The following is a 24,292-nucleotide window of genomic DNA, read 5'->3' on the forward strand; positions in this document are numbered from 1 at the left end:
AGCACTCGTGGTGGACACCTCGCCGCGGGTCGGCTCCAGGGTACGTTCGGCTTGCAGGACAGTGGACCGGGAGGCGCGCGAGAGCCAAGCCGTCTTCCGTTGCCGCGCCTGCGGGCATACGGGCAACGCCGATGTGAACGCCGCCGAGAACATCAGAACGGCCGCCGGGCGGGCGGTTGCTGCGCGGGAAGGGCCTCGGGCTGCCGGGCCGGTGCACCGCGAACCTCCACCGGCTCTCCTACCTGTCTGAGAGGAGAGTCCGAGGGAATCCCTCGCCTCCGGGCGAAGGAGGACGTCAAAAGTGCGAATTCTGCCATCCGGCGGAATGATCAGGGGGAAGGATCCCATGGGCAAGACGGCCCTCATCACCGGCGTCACCGGCCAGGACGGCTCGTACCTCGCCGAACTGCTGCTCGCCAAGGGCTACACGGTGCACGGACTCGTGCGGCGCTCGTCGTCGTTCAACACCGAGCGCATCGACCACATCTACCAGGAGCCGCAGGAGCCGGGACGCCGCCTGGTACTGCACCACGCGGACCTCTCCGACGGCGTCGCGCTGGTGAACCTGCTGCGCGACCTGGCGCCCGACGAGGTCTACAACCTCGGTGCCCAGTCGCACGTCCGGGTCTCCTTCGACGCCCCGCTCTACACCGCGGACATCACCGGCCTCGGCTCCATGCGACTGCTGGAGGCGGTGCGCGCCGCGGGCATCGACACCCGGCTGTACCAGGCGTCGTCCTCGGAGATGTTCGGCTCCGCCCCGCCGCCGCAGAATGAGCGGACCCCCTTCCACCCGCGCAGCCCGTACGGCTGCGCCAAGGTCTTCGGCTACTGGTCGACGGTGAACTACCGGGAGGCGTACGGCCTCTTCGCGGTCAACGGCATCCTCTTCAACCACGAGTCGCCGCGCCGCGGTGAGACCTTCGTCACCCGGAAGATCACCCGCGCCGTGGCGCGGATCAGGGCGGGTCTCCAGGACCGCCTCTACATGGGCAACCTCGACGCGATACGCGACTGGGGCTACGCCCCGGAGTACGTCGAGGCGATGTGGCTGATGCTCCAGCGCGACGTGCCGGACGACTACGTGGTCGCCACCGGCGAAGCCGGCAGCGTCCGCCAGTTCCTGGAGGCCGCCTTCCGCACCGCGGACCTCGACTGGACGGAGTACGTGCGCTTCGACCCCAAGTACGAGCGCCCCAGCGAGGTCGACGCGCTCATCGGAGACGCCTCGAAGGCAGGCGACCTGCTCGGCTGGAAGCCGCAGGTCAAGTGGCCGGAGCTGGCACGGATCATGGTGGAGGCGGACATCGGGGCGCTCGACGCCGAACTCACCGGCGCCACCGTCAGGATCGACAGGTAAAAACGGATATTCTCCCCCCGGACTCGCGACGCGCGGCCGCAGGGGACGACGGCCCAGGGGGGCTCATGCACAAGCACAGAAGGACGCGGAAGTGGGGGGCGCTCGGCGTCGCCCTCGCGGTGGTGACGGGCACGCTCGTGACGGTCGGCGTCACGTACTCCTCGCCCGAGGCCGAGGCGGTGACGCCGCCGGTGGCGATGACCGCGGACGACCTGTCGACCTGGCAGACCAACGGCGTGGTCTGGTCCATGGCCGAGTCGAACGGCGTGGTCTTCGCGGGCGGTACGTTCTCCGCCATCCGCCCGCCCGGCGCGGCGGCCGGCACCAGCGAGACGAAGGTCGCGAACTTCGCCGCCTTCAACGCGGCGACCGGTGAGCCGACGGACTGCAAGCTGAACTTCACCATCGGCTCCGGCACCGCCACCGTACGCGCGCTGACCGTCTCCCCCGACGGCAAGACGCTCTACGCGGGCGGCGAGTTCGGCACCGTCAACGGCGTCTCGCGCAGCCGCGTCGCGGCCATCGACATCGCGTCGTGCACCGTGAAGACCGGCTTCAACGCCGGCGCCGTCTCCGCCCGGGTCTACGGTCTCGACGCCGCGGCGAGCGGCCGGCTGTACATGGCGGGCGACTTCAAGACCGTCCGCGGCGAGAGCCGGGTGAAGTTCGCCGCCGTCAACGCGACCACCGGCGCGCTGAACTCCTGGAAGGCCAATGCAGGCCCGGACCGGGCAGGACGCGTCATCGAGGAGACCCCCAACGGGCAGCACGTGGTGGTCGGCGGCGACTTCAACGGGCTCAACGGCGACGCCAGTGTGCACGGCCTGGCCGTCGTCCGGGCCGACACCGGCGCGACCGTACGGGCCTTCAAGGGCGTCAGCAACAACCAGAACAACCCGTACGAGCTGCACTGGAACTCCCTCGTCAAGGGCATCTACATCGACGAGTCGGGCATCTACACCGCGCACGAGGGCCACGGCGGCGGCGTCTTCGACGGCCGGCTCGCGATGAACCTCAACAGCAGCTTCACCCAGCGCTGGCGCGACACCTGCCTGGGCGCCACCCAGGACGTCACCGTCTACAAGGACGTGCTGTACAGCGTCTCGCACGCGCACAACTGCAGCAGCATGGGCCAGTTCCCGGAGCTGAACGAGCGGCAGCACCTGCTCGCGGAGTCCGTGGACAACCCCAAGCCGCTGCTGTCCTGGTTCCCCGACACCGACGACGGCCCGTCCGGCACCGAGCAGATCGGCCCGCGCGTGATGGTCACCTCGTCCAGCGGCGGCAAGGACTACATGTGGGTCGGCGGCGAGTTCACCCGGATCCAGTCCAACGGCAACAAGCTCCAGCAGGGCCTGGTCCGCTTCGCCGACGCCCCCGACTCCCGCAAGCCCGTCGCCGGCGCCACCGGCGTGACCGCGGCGAACGTCTCGGGCGGCGTGCGGCTGCGCTGGACGGCCGGCTGGGACCGGGACGACAGCAAGCTGGCGTACACGATCTACCGCAACGGCGAGGCGCTGGCGACCGAGCCGACGCTGGACTCCACCTTCTGGACGCTGCCGCAGGGCACCTTCACCGACAGCACGGTCAAGCCCGGTACGACGTACAGCTACCAGATCACCGCGAGCGACGCCGCCGGCAACACCACCGCCAAGTCCGCGGCGGTGACGGTGACCACGCCGGGCACGCCGGCGGAGACCACGGTGGAGCGCACCGCGACCGCCGACGCGTACGCCAACGGCTCGGCGGCGAGCGCCAACTACGGCTCGCACAACCAGCTCCTGGTCAGGAAGACCTCCCCGTACCTCAGCTACCTGCGGTTCTCGCTGCCCCAGGCGCCGAGCGGGATGACGCTGAAGTCCGCGAAGCTGACGCTGCGCACCACCACCGACGCCAGCGCCGGCACCCCGGACACCATCAGCGTGCAGCCGGTCACCGGCGCCTGGTCGGAGTCGGAGGTGACGTACGCGGGCCGGCCCGAGCTGTCGGCCACGGTGCTGGGCAAGTTCACCGGCGCGACGGAGCTGGACACCGACTACACCGCGTCGCTCTCCGCCGCCCAGCTCAGCGGTTCGCTGGGCGACACCCTGGACGTGGCGCTGACCAGCGACGGCACCGACGCCTGGTGGGTGCGGTCGCGCGAGACCTCGTACGCGCCGAAGCTGACGCTGACGTTCGGAGCGGGCTGATGTCCGCCCGTACGACACGGAGTTCCCGGGCGGCGCTCGCGACGGTGGCCGCCGCGGCGGCCGCCGTCCTGGCCCTGGCCGGCTGCAGCGGGGGCGGCGACGAGGACGACGCGGCCGCCAAGCCCTCGGCGTCCCAGCAGGAGAGCGACCGCACCCCGAAGGACCCGGGCCCGGCGGACGAGGAGAAAACCGACGACACAGAGAAGGTGCCGGAGGCCGAGCTGGAGCCCGCCGAGGGCGAGTTCTCCGAGAAGGAGAAGACGTATCTGAAGGACCGGGTGCCCGAGGGCGTCGACCCGGCGGCGATCCTGGAGGCGGGCGAGGAGGCCTGCGCCAAGATCGAGAGCGCGGCGGCGACGGACGACGAGCTGGCCCGGGAGGCCATCCGCTCCGGCGACATCGCCAACGCGGAGGACGCGATCCGCACCCTCTGCCCCCAGTACGAAGACCTGCTGTAGGAGTTCGGCTTGAAGAGACTGCCCATCGTCGTCGCGATACCGACCAAGAACGAGGCCGAGAACATCGCGACGACGGTGCGGTCCGTCATCGACCACTTCGAGGCCGTGGTGGTGGTCGACTCGGACAGCACGGACGACACCCGCGCCCTCGCGGCGGACGAAGGCGCCGAGATCGTCCCGTACACCTGGGACGGCAAGTACCCGAAGAAGAAGCAGTGGTGCCTGGACCAGATCCATCCCGAGCTGGACTGGATGCTGTTCGTCGACGGCGACGAGACCCCGAGCCCGGAGCTGATCGCCGAACTCCACCGCATCTTCGACCCGGCGGCCGACGGCTCGCTCAAGGTGGCCCCGGCAGCGTTCGACATCCCGCTGGGCTACTGGTTCGCGGGCAAGCGCCTGCGCCACGGCTACACCATCGTCAAACGCGCCCTGATGGACCGCACCCGCGTCCGCTTCCCGGAGCTGGGCGACCTGGACGCCCCGGGCATGGGCGAGCAGGAGGGCCACTACCAGCCGCTCGCCGACGGCCCGGTGGTCCGGCTGAGCGCCACGATCGAGCACGAGGACCTGGACCCGGTCCGCACGTGGTTCGAGCGGCACAACCGCTACTCGGACTGGGAGGCGTGGCTGGAACTCCACCCGGAGGTCCGCGAGGAGATCCGCCAGGCCAAGACCCGCCAGGGCCAGCTCTTCCACAAGGCCCCGCTGAAGCCCCTGGTGTCGTTCGCGTACGCCTACGTCTACAAACGCGGCTTCCTCGACGGCCGCGCGGGCCTGGACTACGCCCTGGCGATGAGCTTCTACCGCTGGCAGATCGGCCTGAAGACCCGCGAGGAGCGCGCGTAGTTCCCCTCACGGAGTGAACCCGGCTCGCTCCTGTGAGCAGAGGGGCGAGGGGTGAGGTGAACGCGGTGACGACGCACGAGAACTCCCAGCCGCCGGTGCAGTGGCGGCACTGCGGCGCCTGGTCCGCCTTCCCCGCCCACACCACCACCCACGCCTGACCACCCCACCGGAGCCGGGTCAGCCGACGTCCAACACCGCTTTGCCGTGCAAGCGGCGGCCGATCAGTGCCTGCACCGCCTCGTCGTAGCGGGTCCACGGGCCACGCCACCGGATTCCCGGGTCGAGGCGGCCGGTGGCGACCTCGGCGGCCAGCCAGGCCAGGTCGGCGGAGAAATCCGTGGCCGGGTTGCGGAGCAGGAAGAAGGTACGGATCGACCTGTCGTGCCGCCCTTCGTCGCCCTGCAACGCCTCGGGTGGGAAGACCGCGTTGGACTCGGACGACCGGCCCACGCTCACCAGCACGCCGTGGGCCTGCAGAGCGGCGAAGGCGTCCACCAGTTGCCGGCCGCCGACGTTGTCCAGAACGGCGTGTACGGGCCGGTCCACGGCGGCCGGATCGGTGTGGACCTCGTGCGCGCCCAGCGCTCGCAGACCGTCCGCCTGGTCGGGGTTCCGGCTGATCGCCACGACTTCCGCCCCCGCACGGGCGGCGAGCTGCACTGCGTAGCGGCCGACCCCTCCGGAGGCGCCGGTGACCATCATCCGGCGGCCGAGGAGCGGGCCCAGGCGGCGCACCACGTGCAGGGCGCTCAGCCCGGCGACCGGGACGGTACTGACGGCGCCGAGGTCGGCGTCGTCCGGCACCACGCCGAGCAGAGTGGCAGGGACGGCGCGCAGTTCCGCCCAGCCCGCCCCGCCCAGGGTGACGACGCGGACCCCCTCGGCCGGCCCCGATCCGTCGGCCGCCGCGTTGACCACCACACCCGCCGCGTCCCAGCCGATCACCGTGCCGTCCGGCGTCTTCGGGTCCGCGGCGCCCTTGACCTCGCCGTAGTTCAGCGAGACCGCTTCGACCCGCACCAGGGCCTCGCCCGGTGCGGGTTTCGGATCGGCCACCTCGACCAGCGAGAGGTGCGCTGCCGCGCTGTGGTCCACAACGAGTGCACGCATAGGGATCCCTCCTCCATGGCAAAGTGCCACAGTGTGGCGTTTGCCTAATTGAAGCATATGCGCGTGAGGAGCGTGTCCGTTAGGCTGGTGTGGATGACGACCGTCCGACAGCCCGCCTCGTTGCGTGAGCGCAAGAAGCTGCGCACCCGCCAAGCCCTGGCCGAAACGGCCGTCTCGCTGTTCACCGAGCGAGGCTTCGACAACACGCCGCTCGATGCGCTCCTCGAAACGGTGGAGGTGTCGAGGCGGACCTTCTTCCGCAACTTCCGCTCCAAGGAGGACGTGGCACTCACGGCCGTCAAACAGCTCTGGAGCACCTACCTGCTGGTCCTGGAGGAGACGGAGAAGTCCGGACGACTGGCCGACGTTTTCCGCGACGCGATGCTGACCACCCTCGACCGCATGGACGAGGACTGGTATCCGCGTTTCTCGGCCACCCTGAAACTGATCGAGCAATCGCCGTCCCTGAACGGGCACTCCCTGCGCCACTGCGCTGAGATGCAGGCCGAGATCACCCGCCGGCTCGGAACACAGGACAGTCTTGAGGCGCGGCTGCTCGTCGAGTTCTGTGTCGCCACATGGCGTTGTGCACTGGACGAGTGGCTGCCCGAATGCCCCCCCGGCGATCTGCCGCGCTGCGTGCGGCGCACTTTCGCCGCCATGCCCCGCAGCCTGGGCGTCAAGGTCTAGTCACCCTCGTGGTTCTCGACGCGGGCGCGCCGCAAGAGGGCCTCGCGGCAGCGCCAGCCGCTCACCGGCGAACGCGGACCTCGTCGTAGACGTCGAGGAGGGTGTCGACCACGCCGTCGATGGCGAAGCGGGCGTTGATGAGGTTCCAGGCGGCCTTGGAGGCTTCCTCGTTGGCCGTCGGGTCCAGGAGTTCCAGGACCGCCTGGCCCACCAGGGGGCCGTTGTCCGTGTCGGCGCGGCTGTCGAGGACGCGGCCCGCGCCGGCCTCCGCGACGTCGGGGCCGAGGCCGCAGGTGCGGGTGATCACGACCGGGACGCCGACCGACAGGGCCTCCAGGACCGAGACCGGGAACGGCTCGACGACCGACGGGAGGACGTAGACGTCGGACTTGCGGTGCTGGGCCAGGACCTCAGCGGGAGCGAGGGAGCCGACGTACGACACCGAGTCCGCCACGCCCAGTTGCGCCGCCAGCCGCATCATCGGCTCGGCCAGCGCGCCGGTGTCGGGGCCCGCGAGGACGAAGCGGGCGTCCGGGACCTTCGCCAGCACCACCGGGATCGCCCGGATGAAGTCCTCGGGACGCTTACGCTCCTGCACCCGCGCGACGTACACCACCGTGGGCGGCCCCGACGTCCGCGCGGGCCTGCGCTCCTGCGGCAGCACGCCGTTGACGAGGCGGCGCGGCCGGTTCAGCGGTGTGTCCGGGACGACCGCCTGGATCTCGCCGTGCTCGAACTCCGTGAGGTACAGCGTCGCGTCCGCCTTGCGCAGCGCCCGGCGCAGCCCGAGCACGTCGACGGCGCGGGCCACCGGCTTCTCGGTGGGGTCGATCATGCCGTGCGTCTGCAGCACCACCGGCACCCCCGCCTGCTGCGCGATGAGCGCGAACGGCAGCGTGATGAGGTCCCGCATGAGGTGGACGTGCACGACGTCCGCGGAGCGGACGAGGCGGCGGGCACGGGCCAGCAGGGCCGGCGAGGTGATGCCGCTCACCTCGAACCGCGGCAGCACGTGCTTGGCCTGGTACATGAACGTGGGCACGCCGTCGATGTCGCGGGGCAGCGGGCCCTCGAAGCCGTCGCCGAGGGTGGCGATGCGCGAGTCGACGCCCCGGGCCCGCAGTCCCTTGGACAGGTTGAGCGCGACGCGCGTGGGCCCGCCGAAGTCGTTCGTGGGCGTGTGCAGCGTGACGACATGCAGAACTCTCAAGACGGTCCCCTCCCCGGCACCCCCCGGCACCGTACGTATGTTCCCGGAGCCTACCCGCCGCACAACCCCGAGCCTATTTAGACTGTCTTCGGTTGCGGGACGGCTATACGGGGCGATACGGGGCGGGGGCAGTTCGGGGCGATGGCAGACCAAGCGGACGGGCCGCGGTCCGGCGACGGCGCGGTCGGCGGTGACGGCGGGGGCCGGGTGCCGCTCGACGAGACCGTGCAGATCCGGATGGCGCCGCTCGCCGCGAAGGCCGCCCGCCGCGCCCGCGCGGCGACCCCGGACCCGAACCCGAGCCCCACCGCCACCGCCACCGCCACCGCCACCGCCACCGCCACCGCCACCCGCGTCCGGCGCCCGTTCACGCCCTTCGTCATCCCCAAGAGCCCCGCCCCCCGCGCCGTCCTCTCCCGCGCCCTGGCCGTCCCGCTCGTCGTCGCGCTCGTCTTCGTCCTGCCGCTGGCCGTCGCCGGCCGCTCCCAGCCCGACGTACGCGACGCGGTGTTCTGGCTCCAGCTCGCCACCACCTGTTACGCGGGCGCCCGCCTCTCCGCGATGGTCCTCACCACCCGGCGGCGGCTCATCCAGGGCACCGTCTGGCTCTTCTGCTACGTCGCGATGGGCGTCGCGCCGCTGGCGCAGATCGTGCTGGAGCAGACCCCGACCCCCGTCGTCGGCACCCGCGGCGACTTCACGATGGCCGTGGCGCTCATCCTCGCCGGCTTCGTCGCCTTCGACGTCGGCGCGCTGCTGTCGCGGCACGCCTCCGAGGCCCGGCTGAGCCGGCCACGCCCGGTGGCCTCGGTCAACAAGCGCCGCCTGTACCTGCTGGTGATCTTCGCGTACGCGGGCAGCGCCCTGCTCATCGCGTCCTTCGGCGGCCCCGCGCCGTTCTTCGGCAGCCGCCAGGCGATCAGCGACGAGCTGACCGCGGGCGGCACGTCCGACTCCCAGGTCGGCTCGGCGTTCCTGCGCGGCTTCGGTACGGTGCCCGCGCTGCTGGCGCTGCTGATGATGACGCGCTGGCTGGTGGTGTCCCGGCGGGCCCGGCGGCAGCCTGCCGTGGTGCTGCCGTGGGCGGGGCTCGTTCTGATCAACGCGATCGTCAACAACCCGATCTCCAACCCGCGGTACTGGTTCCTCACCGTCGCCTTCGCGCTGCTGTTCACCGCCTTCCCGCGCAGCCCCGTGGTGTACCGGGCGGCGCTCGCGGGGGGCGTGGCGATGGCGGTGCTGCTGTTCCCGTTCGCGGACAAGTTCCGCTACGACGAGGGCGGGCGGAAGCAGACGCAGTCGGGCTCGGTGCTGGAGCCGCTGGTGATGAAGGACTACGACCAGACGGTGATGTTCGCGAACACCATCTCGTACGTGGACTCCGGCACGGGCCACACGTACGGCAAGCAACTGGCGTCGTCGGCGTTCTTCTTCGTCCCCCGGTCGGTGTGGGAGGACAAGCAGCTCGACTCGGGCGTCAAGGTCGGCACGTGGATGGGGATGACGAACGTCAACCTGTCCTCGCCGCTGTGGACCGAGCTGTGGCTCGACTTCGGGCCGCTGGGCATGGCGGGCGGGCTGCTGCTGGTGGGGTACGCCGCGGCGCGTACGGACCGGAGGTTCGCCGAGTCGGGGCACATGTCGCGGGATCCGGGGAACGTGATGGCGACGGTGGTCCCGCTGATCGCGGGGTACTCGTTCATCCTGCTGCGGGGGCCGCTGCTCCAGGCCACGGGGCGGATCGGGATCGCGGTGCTGTGTCTGGCGCTGGTGACGACGTTCCGGCCGGAGGAGCACAAGCGGCTGCGCTGAGGCCGCGTACCCGCGCCGGTTGCGGTGCCGCGGTCAAAGGGCCGGTGCGGCGGGCCGTAGGCTCGGGGCGTGGATGTCGAGGATGATCTTCGGGGTGCGCTCGGACGGCAGTTGGAGGGCGTCGGCACCCGGCGGGCGGCGGCGGCCGTGGAGCGGCTCATCGCCGGCTACCGGGGCGGCGGCCGCGCCCCGGCGCTGCGCGACCGGGACGACGTGGCGGCGTACGCCGCGTACCGGATGCCCGCCACCTTCCAGGCCGTACGGGCCGCGCTCAGCGCGCTGGCGGAAGCCGCGCCCGGCTGGGCGCCGGACAGCCACCTCGACGTGGGCGGCGGGACCGGCGCCGCGGTATGGGCGGCCGCGGCGGTCTGGCCGGACGGGCAGCGCCCGACCGTCGTCCTCGACCAGGCGGAGCCGGCGCTGGCGCTCGGCAGCGAGCTGGCAGCAGGCGCCGCCGCCCCCGCGGTACGTGCCGCCGAGTGGCGCCGCCGCGCGCTCGGCACCGCCCCGGCGGGCCCCGGGTGGGCTCCGGCCGGGCTCGTCACCGTGTCGTACGTCCTCGGCGAGCTGCCCGAGCACGTACGGCGCGAGGTCGTCGCCTCAGCCGCTCAGGCGGCGGAGGGGGCCGTCGTCGTCGTGGAGCCGGGGACTCCGGAGGGCTACCTCCGGGTGCTCGCGGCCCGGCAGCAGCTCGTCGACGCCGGCTACGAGGTGCTGGCGCCGTGCCCGCACAGCGCGCGGTGCCCCATGGAGGGGACCGCCGACTGGTGCCACTTCGCCGCCCGCGTGCAGCGCTCCGCGCTGCACCGCCGGGTCAAGGGCGGCGAGCTGGGGCACGAGGACGAGAAGTTCTCGTACGTGGCGGCGGTACGGGTCCCCGCAAGGGCCCCGGCGCCCGCGCGCGTCGTACGGCATCCGCAGCTCCGCAAGGGGCTGGTGCTGCTGGAGCTGTGCACGGCCGGCGAGGGGCTGGCCCGTACCACCGTCTCCAAGCGGCAGGGCCCCCGCTACCGCGCCGCCCGGGACGTGCGGTGGGGCGACGCGTGGCCGCCGCCGGGAGACGACGGCCACGACGGGGCGTAGTGCTTGGCCCACCGGGTCAGTCGCGCAGCTCCAGCGTGCAGCACTTCACGCTGCCGCCGCCCTTGAGCAGCTCCGTCAGATCCATCGGGATCGGCTCGAAGCCGCGCGCCCGCAGCGGCGCGACCAGCCCCGCCGCCGCCTGCGGCAGCAGCACGTGGCGGCCGTCGCTGACGGCGTTGAGGCCGAGCGCGAGCGCGTCCTCCTCCCCCGCCAGCACCGCGTCGGGGAAGAGCCGGGCGAGGACGTCGCGGCTGCCCGGGGAGAACGCGGCCGGGTAGTACATGACGTCGGTGTCGGTGGAGTCGTCCAGGACGCACAGCGCGGTGTCGAGGTGGTAGAAGCGCGGGTCGACCAGGTCGAGGCCGACGACCGGGCGGCCCAGGTACTCCTGCGCCTCGGCGTGCGACTCCGGGCTGCTGCGGAAGCCGCGGCCGGCGAGGATCCAGGAGCGGGTGACGGCGAAGTCGCCCTCGCCCTCGTTGACGTGCTCCGGCAGGTGGTACGCGGCGAAGCCGTGCGCGCGGAACCAGCGGCGCTGGGCGGCTGCCTCGCCGCTGCGCTGCGGGTACGCGAAGCGCGCGCCCAGCACGCGGCCGTCGACGACGAGTGCGCCGTTGGCGGCGAAGACCATGTCCGGCAGGGCGGGGTCGGGCTCCAGCAGCTCGACGGTGTGGCCGAGGGAGCGCTGACGCGCGACCAGGTCCTCCCACTGCGCGAGCGCGAGCTGGAGGTCGACGGGTTTGGCGGGGTCCATCCACGGGTTGATGGAGTACGTGACGGCGAAGTGTGCCGGTGGGCACATCAGGTACCGGCGCGCCGAGGCTGTGCGCAACAACGAGGGCTCCTCACTGCTGACGTCCAAGCGCCGGCCCGCGGATCGCGCGCGCCGACGCACGTAACCGAATGGTGCCTGGTGAACGGCCGCGCGCGCAGTAGTGCGGCACGGGTGGCCGGGGTCGCGCCGCGGGGTGCGGAGGCGCGGAGGCACGGAGGCACGGACGAGGCTCCCCCACAGCGCTTCACACGTGGGCGGCACCCCCAGCCCGCCAAAGGCGCATTTAGCGCGATACGCACAGGTGCCCGGTGGTCACGTTTTCATCGCATACGGCACCGGGCGGGCGGCGGCCCCGTAGCCGGGATCGGCCGCATCCGCGCAGGTCCGGGGTACGGGCCGGGCCGTGACGGGCCGCCGGGGCGGCATCGGGGCCCTCGGTACCTGAGGGCGGCCGGCGGACCGGATGGCATACCGTGGCACAGTATCGGCCTACGGGCACCCGCTGCGGTGGCAGCATGAGGAGCGGGTCCCTAGGGACGACGGGCCGAGGTGAGGGGACGTATGGCACGGGTACGCAGGCTTCCGCAGTGGCTTCCCGGCACCCGCCGCGGCCGGACGCGCGGCAGTGCCGCTGCGGCGGAGCGCCTGCAGGCGGTCGCCGCGGAGCGCAGGGAACTGCTGCTCGCCGCCGCCGACGCGGGCCTGCCGCTGGCGCCCGCCGCGTACCCGGAGGGCTACGGCTGCTCCTGCGACCGCATCGGCTGTCCCTCCCCCGGCCGCCATCCCGTCTCCTTCGCCTGGCAGACGCAGGCCAGCGCCGACGCACAGCGCGTCGAGCGGTGGCTCGCCGCCCAGCCTGAGGCCAACTTCATCACGGCCACGGGCCGCAGCCACGACGTGCTCGACGTGCCGCAGGAGGCGGGCACGCGCGCGCTGGCGCGGCTGGAGGGGGAGGGCGTCGCGGTCGGCCCGGTGGCGGTCAGCCCGGAGCCGCCGGGTCCTGGGCGGATGTTGTTCTTCACCTCCACCCGCGGGACGCCGGAGGACGAGGACGAGTGGTGGCCCTGCGAGCTGGACTGCCGCCCGGAGACCATGGACGAGCACCCGGGGCTGCGCTGGCACTGCCGCGGCAGCTACGTGCTGGTGCCGCCGGCGCGGCTGCCGGGGGACGAAGGCGTGACGTGGCTGCGCGGTCCCGAGCATCCGCTGCCGGACCCGCTGACGCTGCTGGAAGCGCTGACGGATGCGTGCGCGGCGTACGCGGGCGCGGAGCGGGAGCGCGAGGCGGCCTGGCCGCTGAGCTGAGGGCATGGGCACCGGCCGGCAGCAGCCTCGCCGGGCCGAGCACCCACGCACCGGGCTGACGACTCGTACGCCGGCCTGACGGCCCGTACGCGGCATTCCGCCCCGCGGCTCCTCCCGGCTCAGTTCCCCGCGGCGCCCACGAGCCCTTCCAGGCGGTTGTAGAAAACGATTCGGTCGCCCTTGTCCTCGCGCGGCGGCACCACCGCCGCCTGCTGCGAGACCCGCTCCATCGTCAGCGTCTTCTTCGGCGTCCCCTGCCCCTTCATCAGCGGCTCGGCTGCCGCCGGCACCTCGACCTCGCGGCCCTCGGCCACCGTCTGCTTGACGAAGTGCCGGGTGCTGAACAGCACCAGCGCACCGCCGTCGGCCAGCCGCAGCGCGACCGGCGGGTACTCGGGGGTGGGCTCGTCGACGTACTGCGTGACGTACTCCGGCGTGCGCCGGTACTGATCGCGCGCGCCGACGCGCTCTGAGGTGTGCTGTCCCGGCGCGAAGTCGTCGCCCGCCCCGTCCTTCAGATACGCCGCGTACGTCTTGCCCAACTGCCCCGGCGCGACGGTCAGCCCGGCGGAGGCGCCCAGCGGCACGCGGCGGACGTGGCCGTCCTCGTCCTCGGCGAACTTGCCGATCTCGGCCTGCTCGGTCTCGTCCAGGAGCGACAGGTGGGTCGCGTGCCAGCGCGCCTCCGGCCCCTCCTTGACGAAGACCAGGAGCCAGCGCAGCTCGTTGCGGTTGGTGAGGGTGTCCGCGACGAACCACCGCGGCCAGCCGCGCTGCTGGGGTATCAGATACCGGGTGTCGCTGAACTCCAGCGGCTCGTAGTCGGGGTTGCCCTCCGGGTAGTCCGCCTTGCGCACCGTCAGGCCCGCCTGGTCGATCTCGCGGAGCCCGCCGGCCTCGATACGGGAGTTGACCTCGAGGTCGTAGTCCTCGTTGGCCTTGTTGTTCAGCTTCCCGAACCGGTCGAGGACGCGGCCCGCCTCGTCCTGGGTCACGGCGGGCTGGAGCACCTCCTCGCCGTGGACCGTGACGCAGCCCGTGAGCGTCAGCAGTGCGGCCAGCAACGGCACCGCGGCGACGGCCACCCGGAAGCGGCGTATCGGCATGATCTTTTTCTCCGACTCCTGCGCGGGGCCTGGGAACGGCGTCACCTTACCGGTTCCGCGGCCGGTCATCGGATCGGGACCGGATCTGCCGGGGCGGGCGTCCCGGCGGGCAGTGATTCGGCTCTCATTCGCCTCCGCAGGGCCAAAACCCTTCCCTGGGACGGGTCCGAGCGATCATCATGCTGCGCATGACATTCGGGGCAGCACTGAGCGAGTTGCGCAAAGCTCAGAAAACGGCGAAGGGCGTCTCGCTCTACTCGCGCCACGTCAACCGGCCGCTGGGGCGGGTGTTCGCGGCGGGCGCGTACGTCCTCGGACTGCGGCCGAACCATGTGACGCTGCTCAGCGCGGCGTTCACCGGCGGCGGGATCGCCGCCGTCGCGCTGGTGCGCCCCGGCTGGGGCCTGGCGGTCGCGGTGTACGCGCTGCTCGTCGTCGGCTTCGCCCTCGACTCGGCCGACGGCCAGCTTGCGCGGCTGCGCCGGGAGTCGAGCGCGGCCGGCGAGTGGCTCGACCACGTCGTCGACTGCGCGAAGGTCACCGCCGTGCACGCCGCAGTCCTCGTCTCGTTCTACCGCTTCTTCGACCTCTCGTCGGACGCCTGGCTGCTGCTGCCGCTCGGCTTCCAGCTCGCGGCCGTGCTCATCTTCTGCGGCGGGCTGCTGGCCGACAAGCTCAAGCCGAAGCCCGCCCCGGGCGCCGCCTCCGCGCCCGCCCCGCCGCCCTCCCGGCTGCGCGCGGTGGCGCTGCTGCCGGTGGACTACGGCGTTTTCTGCGTGGTGTTCCTGCTGCTGGGCAGCGAGAGCGCCTTTCTCGCCGGCTATACGGCGCTGGCCGTGGCGGCGGCGCTGTTCCTGATCGCGTTCATGGCGAAATGGTTCCGGGAGCTGTCTGCGACGAGCTGACGGGCGCCTCGCCGCGCGGGCCGCGGTCCGAGAGCGCGTCGAGCGCGCGGCGCAGTTGGGTGCTCGACGTGTGCACCGTGTACGGGAAATAGACCACTTCCACGCCCACCGTCCTGAAGTCGGCCTCCAGCTTGTCCCCCTTGGGCGTGCCCCGCCAGTCGTCGCCCTTGAAGATCACGTCGAACCGCACCTGCTGCCAGGTCTCCAGCTTGTCGGGCACGGTCTCGACGAACGCGGCGTCCACGTGCCGGATACTGCGTACGATCTCCAGCCGCTCGACCAGCGGCACGACGGGGGCCCGGCCCTTCGCCAACTGCGCCATCTCGTCGGAGACCACGCCCGCGACGAGATAGTCGCAGCGGCTGCGGGCGTGCCTGAGGATGTTCAGGTGTCCGACGTGAAAGAGGTCGTAGACCCCAGGTGCATAGCCGACCGTGTGCGCCACGGCACCCCCCAAGTATTCCCCCTGATATGTGCGCAACCCCCAGCGCGCCAGGAGTGTCAACCATAACGGGCAGGTGCGGATAAGGTGCACCCGGGCTTCGGGAAGGCAAACGAGGGGTGGCATGGTGAGGCGGGTACTGCTGGTTTCGACCAACTATGCGCCGGAACAGGCAGGAATCGGGCCATACGCGACACAGATCGCGGAGCACTGGGTCGAGACCGGTCACGCCGAGGTGCATGTGCTGGCCGGCATGCCGCACTATCCGAACTGGCGCGTCGCCGAGGACTACCGCGGGGTCTGGCGCAAGGAGGAGGAGCGGGCCGGCGTCCGCCTGCACCGCCGCCGCCACTCCGTACCCGCGCGGCAGACCGCCGTACGGCGCGCGCTCTACGAGGCGTCGATCCTCGCCCACGGCATCGTCGCGCCGCCCCGCATGCCCGCCCCCGACGCGGTCGTCGCGCAGTTGCCGAGCCTGGCCGGGGGCGCGCTCGGCGCCCGCCTCGCCCGCCGTCACGGGGTGCCGTACATACCCGTCGTGCAGGACCTGATGGGCGCCGCGGCGGCGCAGAGCGGCATCCGCGGCGGGGGCCGCGCGGCCGCGGCGGCGCGCGCGGTGGAGTCCCGGGTGCTGCGGCGGGCGTCGCTGGTCGGGGTGATCCACGAGACGTTCGTCCCGCGGGTGGCCGCGATGGGCGTCGACGAGAAGCTGATACGGGTCGTCCCCAACTGGTCCCACGTGACGGGACCCACCCGGCCGCGCGCCGAGATGCGCGCCCTGCTCGGGTGGCGCGAGGGCCAGACGGTGCTGCTGCACTCCGGGAACATGGGGCTGAAGCAGGGCCTGGAGGTGCTCGTCGAGGCGGCCCGTACGGACCCTTCGCTGCGGGTCGTGCTGATGGGCGACGGAAACCAGCGCGCGCACCTGGCCGCGCTGGGCGCGGGGCTGCCGAACCTGGACTTCCTGCCGCCCGCGGACTCCGCGGAGTTCACCGACGTGCTGGCTGCGGCGGACGTGCTGGCGGTCACGCAGCGCTCGTCGGTGCTGGACATGAGCGTGCCGTCGAAGCTCACCTCGTACTTCGCCGCCGGACGGCCCGTGGTCGCCTCGGTCGCCGACGGCGGGGGCACGGCGGAGGAGATGCGGCGCGCGGGCGCGGGGGTCGTGGTGCCGCCTGAGGACCCGGCGGCACTGCTGGAGGCGGTGCGCAGGCTGGCCGGGGACCCGGAGGCTGCCGACGCGCTGGGGGCCGAGGGGCCGGTGTACGTACGGGAGCACCTGAGCAGCGAGGCGGGTCTGGGCCGGATCACGGCGCTGCTGGACGAGGCTCTGGAGGGGGCTGGCGCCGGGGCGGCGGACGGGACCGGGGGGCCGGTTGTCCACAACCGGCGGGTTATCCACAGGCGGAAGGCGGCCGGGGACCCGGCCGGGGGGTCCGTCACGCATACTGACAAGACCGGTTGAGGGGGGCCGAGACCATGTCACAGCACGTTCCGGGCGAGAGCCACGCCACGCAGCCGCAGGACGAGCCTGACCTGCTGCGCGACCAGTTCCGGCAACTGCTGCGCTACCGCGGGATGATCGTCCTGGGCGTCGTCCTCGGGCTGCTCGGCGGCGGGTGGATCGCCCTCGCCTCCGGCGACGAGTACATCGCGTCCAGCGAGGTCACGCTCCGCCAGGTCAGCCTCGACCCCTTCTCCTCCGGCAGCGACGCGACGGCCATCAAGGAGAACATCGGCACGGAGCGGCAGACCGCCGCGAGCAACGCGGTGGCCAAGATCGTCGCCGACGAGGTGGGCCACCCCGAGGACGGCGAGAAGCTCCAGCACGGCCTCCAGGTCACCAACCCGCCGAACACGCTGGTGCTCCGCTTCGACTACAGCGCCGACGACCCCGAGACCGCCGCCGAGCGCTCCAACGCCTTCGCCGCCGCCTACCTCGCGTACCGCGAGGACAAGAGCAAGCGGACGATCGACAACATGGTCGAGGCCTACGACGACCAGGTGAAACCGCTGATCTCGGAGCGGGACGCGCTCGACAGCGAGATCGAGTCGCTCGGCGAGGGCCGCGCGCTGGAGTCGGCGCTGTCCGCGCGCTCCTCGCTCAGCCAGAGCATCGGCCAGATCACCGCCGACCGCGCCAAGCTCCAGGCCCTGGACACCACCCCGGGGCACGTCGTGCGGGACGCCACGCCGCCCGCCGAGCCGGCGGGGCCGGGGATCTTCATGCTGCTGGGCCTCGGCGCCGCGTTCGGCGTGGGCCTCGGGCTGCTCGTCGCCTGGGTGCGGCTGGTCTTCGACCCCACGGCGCGCTCGGAGAGCGATGTCGTACGGGCGCTGCACGCCCCGGTGCTGGGCACCCTGCCGCGCACCCGCAGACCCGGCGGGCTGCTGGCCACCGGCCGGGTCGCCGAGGAGTACCGCTCGATGGCCTTCCGGCTGGCGTACGACCAGCGCTTCGCCGACCGGCGGCGGCTGCTGGTGGTCGCGCCGCGGGGCAGCATAGACATCCCCGCCGCGGTCTCGGTCAACCTGGCCGCGTCGTTCGTGGAGATGGGGCACGAGGTGCTGCTCGTCGAGGCTGACCTGCGCACGCCGAGCCTGTCGGCGCGGCTCAGCGCCGCCGACGGGGTGCGGCCCGGCTGGGCCCGTACGCCGGCGCGCGGAGACGGCGGCTGGCCGACGGGCCTGCAGATACCGATCGACGCGGGCGAGTCCGGCGCCTTCGACCTCATCCCCGGCACCCGGGTGCGCAACGCCGCGCGGGCCCTGACGTCCGCCCCGGCCACGCAGTTGATCTCGGAGGCGGACGCCCCGGGCTCCGTCGTGGTGGTGCTGGCGCCGGCCGTGCTGTCGTACGCGGACGCGCTGGCGCTCGCCGACCGGGTCGACGGCGTGCTCGTCGTCTGCGACCCGCGGCAGGTGCACCGCGAGGACCTGGCCCGTATCCGCGAGCTGATATCGGGCGCGGGCGGCACGGTGCTCGGCGCGGTGCTGCACTCGCACGGCAGCGGCGAGCCCGACGCGGGCGGGCGCGGCCGGTCCGGCAGAGGCGCGGGCCGGGGCGACGGGCGCGGCGGCGAGGCCGGTGCGGGCACGGGGGTGCCGGCGCCGCCGGCCGAGGCCACGGGGGCGGACTACCCGGCCGACAGCCGGGCCGTGCGCTCCTCGCGGCGGTAGATGCGCGCCCGCTGGGCGATCGCCTCCTCCGTCGCCGACCAGGGCGTGGCGGCGCTGACGAACATCGCGGTGCTGGTGGTCGCGGCGCGGGAGTCGTCGGCGGCGGGTTTCGCGGTCTTCTCCCTCGTCTACATGACGTTCACCCTCGTGCTGGGCGTGCAGAGCAGCTTCGTGGGCCAGGCGCTGGTGCTGGAGCGCGAGGGCGGCAAGAACGGCAAGGCGGGCGCGGGCGGTTCCGGTGTGGGGCCCGACGGGGCCGACGCCACCCCGGACGGGCCGGTCATCCCGTCCTGGGCGGAGCCCGACCCCGACGCGCCGCGCCCGCCGCCCACCGGCGTGGCGTCCGCGTGCCGTTCCGCGGTGACGTTCTCGGCGCTGTCGACCACCGCGGTCGGCGGCTTGGCGGCGCTGCTGCTCGCGCTGGTGCCCGGCGAGTTGGCGCACGGTCTTGCCATGCTCGGCGTGGTGCTGCCCGTCGTGCTGCTGCACGACGTGCTGCGCTACTGCTTCGCCGCGCTCCGGCTGCCGCACCTCGCGCTCCTCGCCGACCTGCTGCGGCTCGTCGTCGCCGTCCCGGCGCTCGTGCTGCAGCCGGACGGCTCCTCCCCGGCCCGGCTCATCGCCGTGTGGGGCGCGTCCGCGCTGCCCGCGCTGCTGCTCTGCCTGGCGCTGGCCGCGTACCGGCTCCGCGGCGCCCGCGGCGACTGGCGGCGCTATCTGCGCCGGGGGCACCTGGGCCGCCGGTTCGTGGTGGAGTTCGCGGTGGGCAACGGCGCGACCCAGTTGTCGGTCATCGGCCTCGGGCTCGTGGCCAGCCAGCTCGCGGTCGGCGCGCTGCGCGGCGCGACGACGCTGTACGGGCCGATGAACGTCCTCTACAACTCGGCGACTTCCTTCGGCCCGCCGGTGATGAACCGGATCCCGAACCTGCGCAGCAAGCTCCGCTCCGCCACCGCCCTCGCCGTCCTCCTCGCCGGCACCGCCGCCGCCTGGACGACGGTGCTCGTCCTGCTGCCCGACTCCGCGGGACGCGAACTCCTCGGCGACACCTGGGCGTCTACGTCCTCGCTGCTGCCCGCCACCGGCAGCCAGTACGCCGGCATAGCGCTGGGCACCAGCGCGCTGCTCACGCTGCGCGTGCTGCGCCCGGAGAGCACGCTGCCGATCCAGGTCGTCTTCTCCCTGCTCTCGGTCGGCTGCATGCTCACCGGCTACGCCGCCGGGGGCGTGCTCGGGGCCGCCTGGGGCCTGTGCGCCGGTTCGGCGCTGAAGGCCGCGGCCCTGTGGCTCAGGGTCGCGGCCGTCAGCCGTTCGCTCGCCGCCACCGGCCCGGGCCGCCCGGGCAGTTCAGGCGGTTCCGGCAGTTCGGGAAGCCCGGTCGGACCGGGCGGCACCGCCGGGTCGGGCGGCGGTGCCGGGGCCGCGCCCGCGGGCGGCCCCGCACCCGCCGGCGGGACCGTCACACCCGGTGCAGTCCCGGCCGCCCGGCCTCGATCGCATAGGAAGCCGCGGTCGCGACCTGGGCGCCTTCGGTGGTGATGTACGGCACGACGCGGAAGTCCGCGCGGCACTGCTCGCGGTCCAGCGCGACGGTCACGTAGCCGCGGCGGCCGTCGTAGAACCGCAGGTGCGGGTTGGCCTGCGTGAGCCGGTCGTAACTCGCGGGCCGCTCGGCGCCGTTGCCGCCGCTGCTGATGGAGGTGGCGACGATCTCGCTGGCGACGGCGGGCGCGTCCGGGTCGGCGTAGTCGCGCTTGACGTCCATCGCGTAGTGCACGTGCACGTCGCCCGTGAGGACGACGAGGTTCTCCACCCCCGCCGCCTCGGCCGCGTCCAGGAACCGGGTGCGGGCGGCGGTGTAGCCGTCCCAGGCGTCCATGCTCACGGTGTACGCCTCGATCGGCTCGCTGCGCCGCTCGGCCAGCACGACCTGCTGCGGCACGATGTTCCATCGCGCGCGCGACTCGCGCCAGCCGTCCGCGAGCCAGTGCTCCTGCCGCTCGCCGAGCATCGTGCGCGCCGGGTCGTCCGCGTCGTCCCCCGGCCGTGCCCAGGCGCCGCCGTACGCCTGGTCGCTGCGGTACTGCCGGCCGTCGAGGACGTCGAACTGCGCCAGCGTGCCGTAGTGCAGCCGCCGGTACAGCCGCAGGTCGGCGCCGCGCGGGCGCTGCGGGCTGCGGAGCGGCTGGTTCTCCCAGTACGCCCGGTAGGCGGCGGCCCGGCGGACCAGGAACTCGTCCGGCGGCAGGTTGTCCTGGGAGACGGCGCCCGCGTAGTTGTTCTCGACCTCGTGGTCGTCCCAGGTGAGGATCCAGGGGTGGGCGGCCTGGGCGGCGCGCAGGTCGGCGTCGCTGCGGTAGAGCGCGTAGCGCAGCCGGTAGTCCTCCAGCGTGACCGTCTCGTGGTTGAAGACGGCGGGGAGGGTGCCGGCGGGGTAGGCGCGGCTGCCGCCGGTGGAGGAGACGGCGCCCTCGTAGATCCAGTCGCCGAGGTGGAAGACGGCGTCGAGGTCCTCGTTCGCGAGGTGCTTGAAGGCGGTGTAGTAGCCGCCGGGGTAGTTCTGGCAGGCGACCACGCCGAAGCGCATGGCCGAGTTGCGCGCGTGCTGCAGGGGCGCGGTGCTCGTACGGCCGACGGGGCTGATCCAGGGGCCGAGCCGGAAGCGGTAGTAGTACGGGCGCCCCGGCGCGAGCCCGTCGACCTCGACGTGCACGGTGTGGTGGAACTCGGGGTGGGCCGGCTCCCGTCCGCGCCGGACGACCCGGCGGAAGCCCTCGTCGTGGGCGATCTCCCAGTCGACCAGGAACGGGGCCGGCGGCATCCCGCCGTCCGGCTCGAACGCCGCGGGCGCGAGCCGGGTCCACAGCACCACGCCGTCGGGGGCCGGGTCGCCGGAGGCGACGCCGAGGGTGAAGGGCTCCTGGCGTACCGTCCGCGGGTCCGCCGGCTCGTCCGCGTGGGCCTGCGGCAGCCCCACGGAGAAGGCGAGCGCGGCGGCGGCACCGGTGACGGTGAGGAAGCGGCGGCGGCTCACGTGTGCCGCGGCAGCACGCAGGGCGTCTTGCGGGTGGGGAGGCGTCATGCGCGGTATTGCAATTGCTGGAGGCAACTGCTGTCCATACCCTGTGCGTCGGCCAGATGACAGAGCGTTGACGTCTAGAGCGGATTCCAGGCGAACTGACGTTCATGTGATCGCGCCATAGACTCACGGCATGGCCGAGGTGATCGCGAAGGACGGTAGCTGGGAGTTCGACGGCGAGATCATACGGATCGTCCCCGGCCGCGATCGGGGGGTGCACAAGCTGCGGCAGTTGCTCGGCGAGGTCGCCGTGCCGCTGCCGGCGGTGGCGGGGATCGCGTACGAACCGGGGCGCAGGGGCGGGATGTTGCGGCTGCGGCTGCGCGACGGCGCGTGCCCGCTGCTCCGGGCCGCGGGCGGCCGGCTGCCGGAGGCGGCGAGCCCGTACCTGCTGCGGCCGGAGCGCGACCGCGGCGGGGTGGCGGAGTACTTCGCAGAAGAGGTGCGCAGGGCACTGTTGTTGGACCAGGTGCCGGACGGGCCCGTCGACCGCTATCTGCTGCCCGGCCCGGCCGTGCCGCTGACCGCGGGCGGCATGGACGGCACCGCGACGTTCGACGGCGAGCAGGTCCGGCTGGAGTGGAACTGGCTGGTCGACGACGTGAAAAAGCGGGTGGGGAACCGGACGTTCCCGCTCGCCGACCTGGCGGGCGTGGAGTGGGCGGGCGGCGCGGGCCTGGAGTCGGGCGGGCTGCGGTTCCGGCCGCAGGGGAACGCGGTCTTCCTCGACCCGGACAAGGACCCGCACACGCTGGCGCTGTGGGGCACGAAGAAGGAGACGGGGGCGGCGGTGCTGCTGGCGGCGGCGGTGACCGTACGGCTGCCGCACCCCCACGCACCGGCGGACGCCGGGGGCGACGGGCCCGGGCAGCCGCCCGCGGCGCTGCCCGCGGCCGGGCCGGAGCCGGCGGACGCGGTGCCGCCGGATTTCCGCAAGGAGCCCGCCGCGGCGGACGCGGAGGCGCCGGAGGACACGGTTCCGGGCGACGACCACGACGCGGTGCTGCGCCGGCTGCGCGAGCTGGGCGAGTTGCACGCCGCCGGGGTGCTGACGGACGAGGAGTTCGCGGCCGCAAAGCGGGCAATCCTGCAGCGCATGGGCGGTAACGGCTGACAACGCGCGCCACCCGGTCCGCAGTTGGCGGAAACTTGGGCCGGAATTAAACGTTCTATGCTCTTCACTCCAGCCCCACAGGCCCCAATAATCGGGCCCCATGACTATTTACGACTCGATCGGCGGGGAGACGGCGGTCTCGACCGCCGTGGACAACTTCTACGACCGAGTGCTCGACGACCCGGAGCTGAAGCCGTTCTTCGACGGCATCGACGTCCAGCGCCTCAAGCGCCACCAGCGCGCGTTCATCGGCGCCGCCCTCGGCGGCCCCGGCGGCTACAACGGCCGCGGCATGCGGAAGGCCCACGAGGGGCTCGGCATCACGCCGGCCCACTTCGAGCGGGTCGTCGACCATCTGACGGCCACGCTCGTCGGCCTCGGCGTTCCGGACGAGACCGTGAAGACCATCGGCGCCACCCTGGAGCCGCTGCGCGCCGACATCGCTCAGGAGGCGTAGCGCAGGCCCGGAACTTACTCTGCCCGCATGACCGACCTCGGCGGGCTGCCGCACGTCCCGCCCATGCTGGCGGTCTCCGGCAGCCTGCCGACGGCCGCCGCGGACCCCTCGTGGGCGTACGAGCTGAAGTGGGACGGCATCCGCGCCGTCGCGTACGCCCCGGGCGACGGCTCGCTGACGCTGCTTACCCGCAACGACAACGACGTCACCGTCCGCTACCCCGAACTGGCCCCGCTCGGCGAGGCCCTCGCCACCGCCGGGCACGCCTGCGTGCTCGACGGCGAGATCGTCGCGCTGGGCGCCGACGGCCGCCCCTCCTTCGGCGCGCTCCAGCGCCGCATGAACCTCACCCGCGGCGCCGTGATCGCCCGCCTCGCCACCGAGGTGCCGGTCGACTACATGGTGTTCGACGTGCCGTACCTCGACGGCGAGTCCACCGTGCGCCTCCCGTACCGCGAACGCCGCGCGCTGCTCACGGACCTGCACCTCGAAGGACCGCGCTGGCGCACGCCCCCGCACTGGGAGGGCCACGGCGCCGAGGCGTGGGAGATGACCATGCGGTACGGGCTGGAGGGGCTGCTCGCGAAGCGGCTGGCGTCGCCGTATCTGCCGGGGCGGCGCAGCGACCTCTGGCTGAAGATCAAGAACGTCCGCACCCAGGAGGTCGTCGTCGGCGGCTGGACGGAGGGCGCGGGCAGCAGGTCGGCCGCGGTCGGCGGGCTGCTGATGGGCGTGTGGACGCAGGACGGCGGGCTGGCCTACGCGGGCACGGTGGGCAGCGGCTTCTCCCGGCACGCGCTGGAGGTGCTGCGGGAGCGGCTGGCGGGGCTGGCCCGGGACACGAGCCCCTTCGCCGGCCCGGTCGCGGACCGGCACGTGCGGGCGGGCGGCGCGGTGCACTGGGTGGAGCCGGAGCTGGTGGGGGAGGTCGCGTACGGGGAGTGGACGGCGACGGGCGTGCTGCGGCACCCGGTGTGGCGGGGGCTGCGGCCGGACAAGGGCCCGGAGGAGGCGCGGCGGCCGGAGGCGTAGCGAGGCGCCCGTACGCGAGGGGCGGCCGCGGGCACGCGTACGGACCGGACGGCAGCCGAACGCCCCCGAGCCCCCGAGCAGACCCCTTCCCCGCCGGCCCGCCGCGTGCCCGGCGCCCCGAGCACGCCGGGCACGC

Annotated in this window: 22 protein-coding genes; 16 read left to right on the forward strand and 6 right to left on the reverse strand. The window is 73.1% G+C overall.

Going from position 1 to position 24,292, the window contains the following annotated elements; all coding sequences use genetic code 11:
* The first annotated feature begins 10 nt into the window (after positions 1-10).
* The 5 genes from OG946_RS08665 to OG946_RS08685 all read left to right on the forward strand — a co-directional run bounded on the left by OG946_RS08665 (position 11) and on the right by OG946_RS08685 (position 4,856).
* Entirely contained in the window at positions 11-250 is a 240-nt protein-coding gene (locus OG946_RS08665; RefSeq protein WP_442814596.1) for a zinc ribbon domain-containing protein, read from the forward strand.
* 96 nt (positions 251-346) lie between these two features.
* Positions 347-1,360, forward strand: a complete 1,014-nt coding sequence (gene gmd / locus OG946_RS08670) for a GDP-mannose 4,6-dehydratase (protein ID WP_326795545.1) — start codon at positions 347-349, stop codon at positions 1,358-1,360.
* 65 nt (positions 1,361-1,425) lie between these two features.
* On the forward strand, positions 1,426-3,549 hold the full coding sequence (locus OG946_RS08675) for a CBM96 family carbohydrate-binding protein (protein WP_326795546.1): 2,124 nt from the start codon (positions 1,426-1,428) through the stop codon (positions 3,547-3,549).
* Positions 3,549-4,007, forward strand: coding sequence for a hypothetical protein (locus OG946_RS08680; RefSeq protein ID WP_326795547.1), 459 nt, complete (start codon positions 3,549-3,551; stop codon positions 4,005-4,007). The genes OG946_RS08675 and OG946_RS08680 overlap by 1 nt, the downstream gene beginning before the upstream one ends.
* Positions 4,008-4,016: 9 nt before the next feature.
* Positions 4,017-4,856 carry a glycosyltransferase family 2 protein gene (locus OG946_RS08685; protein WP_326795548.1) on the forward strand — a complete coding sequence of 280 codons (840 nt, stop codon included), beginning with the start codon at positions 4,017-4,019 and terminating at the stop codon, positions 4,854-4,856.
* Positions 4,857-5,033: 177 nt separating this feature from the next.
* Here OG946_RS08685 and OG946_RS08690 read toward each other — a convergent pair whose 3' ends face one another.
* Entirely contained in the window at positions 5,034-5,966 is a 933-nt protein-coding gene (locus OG946_RS08690) for a zinc-binding dehydrogenase (protein WP_326795549.1), read from the reverse strand.
* A gap of 93 nt (positions 5,967-6,059) precedes the next feature.
* On the opposite strand from OG946_RS08690, the gene OG946_RS08695 reads away from it, so the two are divergent.
* Positions 6,060-6,656 (forward strand): TetR/AcrR family transcriptional regulator, encoded by a 597-nt coding sequence (locus OG946_RS08695; protein ID WP_326795550.1) that lies wholly within the window; start codon positions 6,060-6,062, stop codon positions 6,654-6,656.
* 61 nt (positions 6,657-6,717) lie between these two features.
* Here the strand turns inward: OG946_RS08695 and OG946_RS08700 are convergent, their stop codons facing one another.
* The gene (locus OG946_RS08700; protein WP_326795551.1) at positions 6,718-7,866 is read right to left on the reverse strand and encodes a glycosyltransferase; all 1,149 of its coding nucleotides are present in this window, start codon (positions 7,864-7,866) and stop codon (positions 6,718-6,720) included.
* Positions 7,867-8,007: 141 nt separating this feature from the next.
* Here OG946_RS08700 and OG946_RS08705 point away from each other — a divergent pair, with 141 nt between their 5' ends.
* A complete protein-coding gene (locus OG946_RS08705; protein WP_326795552.1) occupies positions 8,008-9,678 on the forward strand; it encodes a hypothetical protein in 1,671 nt (556 codons plus the stop codon).
* A gap of 111 nt (positions 9,679-9,789) precedes the next feature.
* Positions 9,790-10,761, forward strand: a complete 972-nt coding sequence (locus OG946_RS08710; protein ID WP_326800187.1) for a small ribosomal subunit Rsm22 family protein — start codon at positions 9,790-9,792, stop codon at positions 10,759-10,761.
* 16 nt (positions 10,762-10,777) lie between these two features.
* Here OG946_RS08710 and ddaH read toward each other — a convergent pair whose 3' ends face one another.
* The gene (ddaH, locus tag OG946_RS08715; RefSeq protein ID WP_442814597.1) at positions 10,778-11,593 is read right to left on the reverse strand and encodes a dimethylargininase; all 816 of its coding nucleotides are present in this window, start codon (positions 11,591-11,593) and stop codon (positions 10,778-10,780) included.
* Between the two features lie 504 nt (positions 11,594-12,097).
* Here ddaH and OG946_RS08720 point away from each other — a divergent pair.
* Entirely contained in the window at positions 12,098-12,841 is a 744-nt protein-coding gene (locus tag OG946_RS08720) for a bifunctional DNA primase/polymerase (RefSeq protein WP_326795553.1), read from the forward strand.
* A gap of 119 nt (positions 12,842-12,960) precedes the next feature.
* On the opposite strand, the gene OG946_RS08725 is transcribed toward OG946_RS08720, so the two are convergent.
* Positions 12,961-13,947, reverse strand: a complete 987-nt coding sequence (locus OG946_RS08725; RefSeq protein ID WP_326795554.1) for a hypothetical protein — start codon at positions 13,945-13,947, stop codon at positions 12,961-12,963.
* A 179-nt stretch (positions 13,948-14,126) separates the two neighbouring features.
* Here OG946_RS08725 and OG946_RS08730 point away from each other — a divergent pair, with 179 nt between their 5' ends.
* A complete protein-coding gene (locus tag OG946_RS08730) occupies positions 14,127-14,852 on the forward strand; it encodes a CDP-alcohol phosphatidyltransferase family protein (RefSeq protein ID WP_326795555.1) in 726 nt (241 codons plus the stop codon).
* Here the strand turns inward: OG946_RS08730 and OG946_RS08735 are convergent.
* Entirely contained in the window at positions 14,812-15,297 is a 486-nt protein-coding gene (locus OG946_RS08735) for an adenylyltransferase/cytidyltransferase family protein (protein WP_326795556.1), read from the reverse strand. The genes OG946_RS08730 and OG946_RS08735 overlap by 41 nt on opposite strands.
* 121 nt (positions 15,298-15,418) lie before the next feature.
* On the opposite strand from OG946_RS08735, the gene OG946_RS08740 reads away from it, so the two are divergent.
* From OG946_RS08740 to OG946_RS08750, 3 genes are read left to right on the forward strand one after another with little or no spacing between them, the layout of a single operon-like run.
* Entirely contained in the window at positions 15,419-16,759 is a 1,341-nt protein-coding gene (locus tag OG946_RS08740; protein ID WP_326795557.1) for a glycosyltransferase family 4 protein, read from the forward strand.
* Between the two features lie 14 nt (positions 16,760-16,773).
* Positions 16,774-18,474: a lipopolysaccharide biosynthesis protein gene (locus OG946_RS08745; RefSeq protein ID WP_326795558.1), complete on the forward strand. Its 1,701-nt coding sequence runs from the start codon at positions 16,774-16,776 to the stop codon at positions 18,472-18,474.
* Positions 18,475-20,013, forward strand: coding sequence for a hypothetical protein (locus tag OG946_RS08750; protein WP_326795559.1), 1,539 nt, complete (start codon positions 18,475-18,477; stop codon positions 20,011-20,013).
* Here the strand turns inward: OG946_RS08750 and OG946_RS08755 are convergent.
* Entirely contained in the window at positions 19,934-21,556 is a 1,623-nt protein-coding gene (locus tag OG946_RS08755; protein WP_326795560.1) for an alkaline phosphatase D family protein, read from the reverse strand. The genes OG946_RS08750 and OG946_RS08755 overlap by 80 nt on opposite strands.
* A gap of 130 nt (positions 21,557-21,686) precedes the next feature.
* Here OG946_RS08755 and OG946_RS08760 point away from each other — a divergent pair, with 130 nt between their 5' ends.
* The 3 genes from OG946_RS08760 to ligD all read left to right on the forward strand — a co-directional run bounded on the left by OG946_RS08760 (position 21,687) and on the right by ligD (position 24,156).
* Positions 21,687-22,667: a DUF4429 domain-containing protein gene (locus tag OG946_RS08760; protein ID WP_326795561.1), complete on the forward strand. Its 981-nt coding sequence runs from the start codon at positions 21,687-21,689 to the stop codon at positions 22,665-22,667.
* 100 nt (positions 22,668-22,767) lie between these two features.
* Positions 22,768-23,124: a group I truncated hemoglobin gene (locus OG946_RS08765; protein ID WP_101424839.1), complete on the forward strand. Its 357-nt coding sequence runs from the start codon at positions 22,768-22,770 to the stop codon at positions 23,122-23,124.
* A 27-nt stretch (positions 23,125-23,151) separates the two neighbouring features.
* Complete coding sequence (gene ligD, locus OG946_RS08770; protein ID WP_326795562.1) at positions 23,152-24,156, forward strand: non-homologous end-joining DNA ligase; 1,005 nt, start codon at positions 23,152-23,154, stop codon at positions 24,154-24,156.
* Positions 24,157-24,292: the final 136 nt, after the last annotated feature.

The sequence above is a fragment of the Streptomyces sp. NBC_01808 genome (assembly GCF_035917395.1).
Taxonomy (GTDB): Bacteria; Actinomycetota; Actinomycetes; order Streptomycetales; family Streptomycetaceae; genus Streptomyces.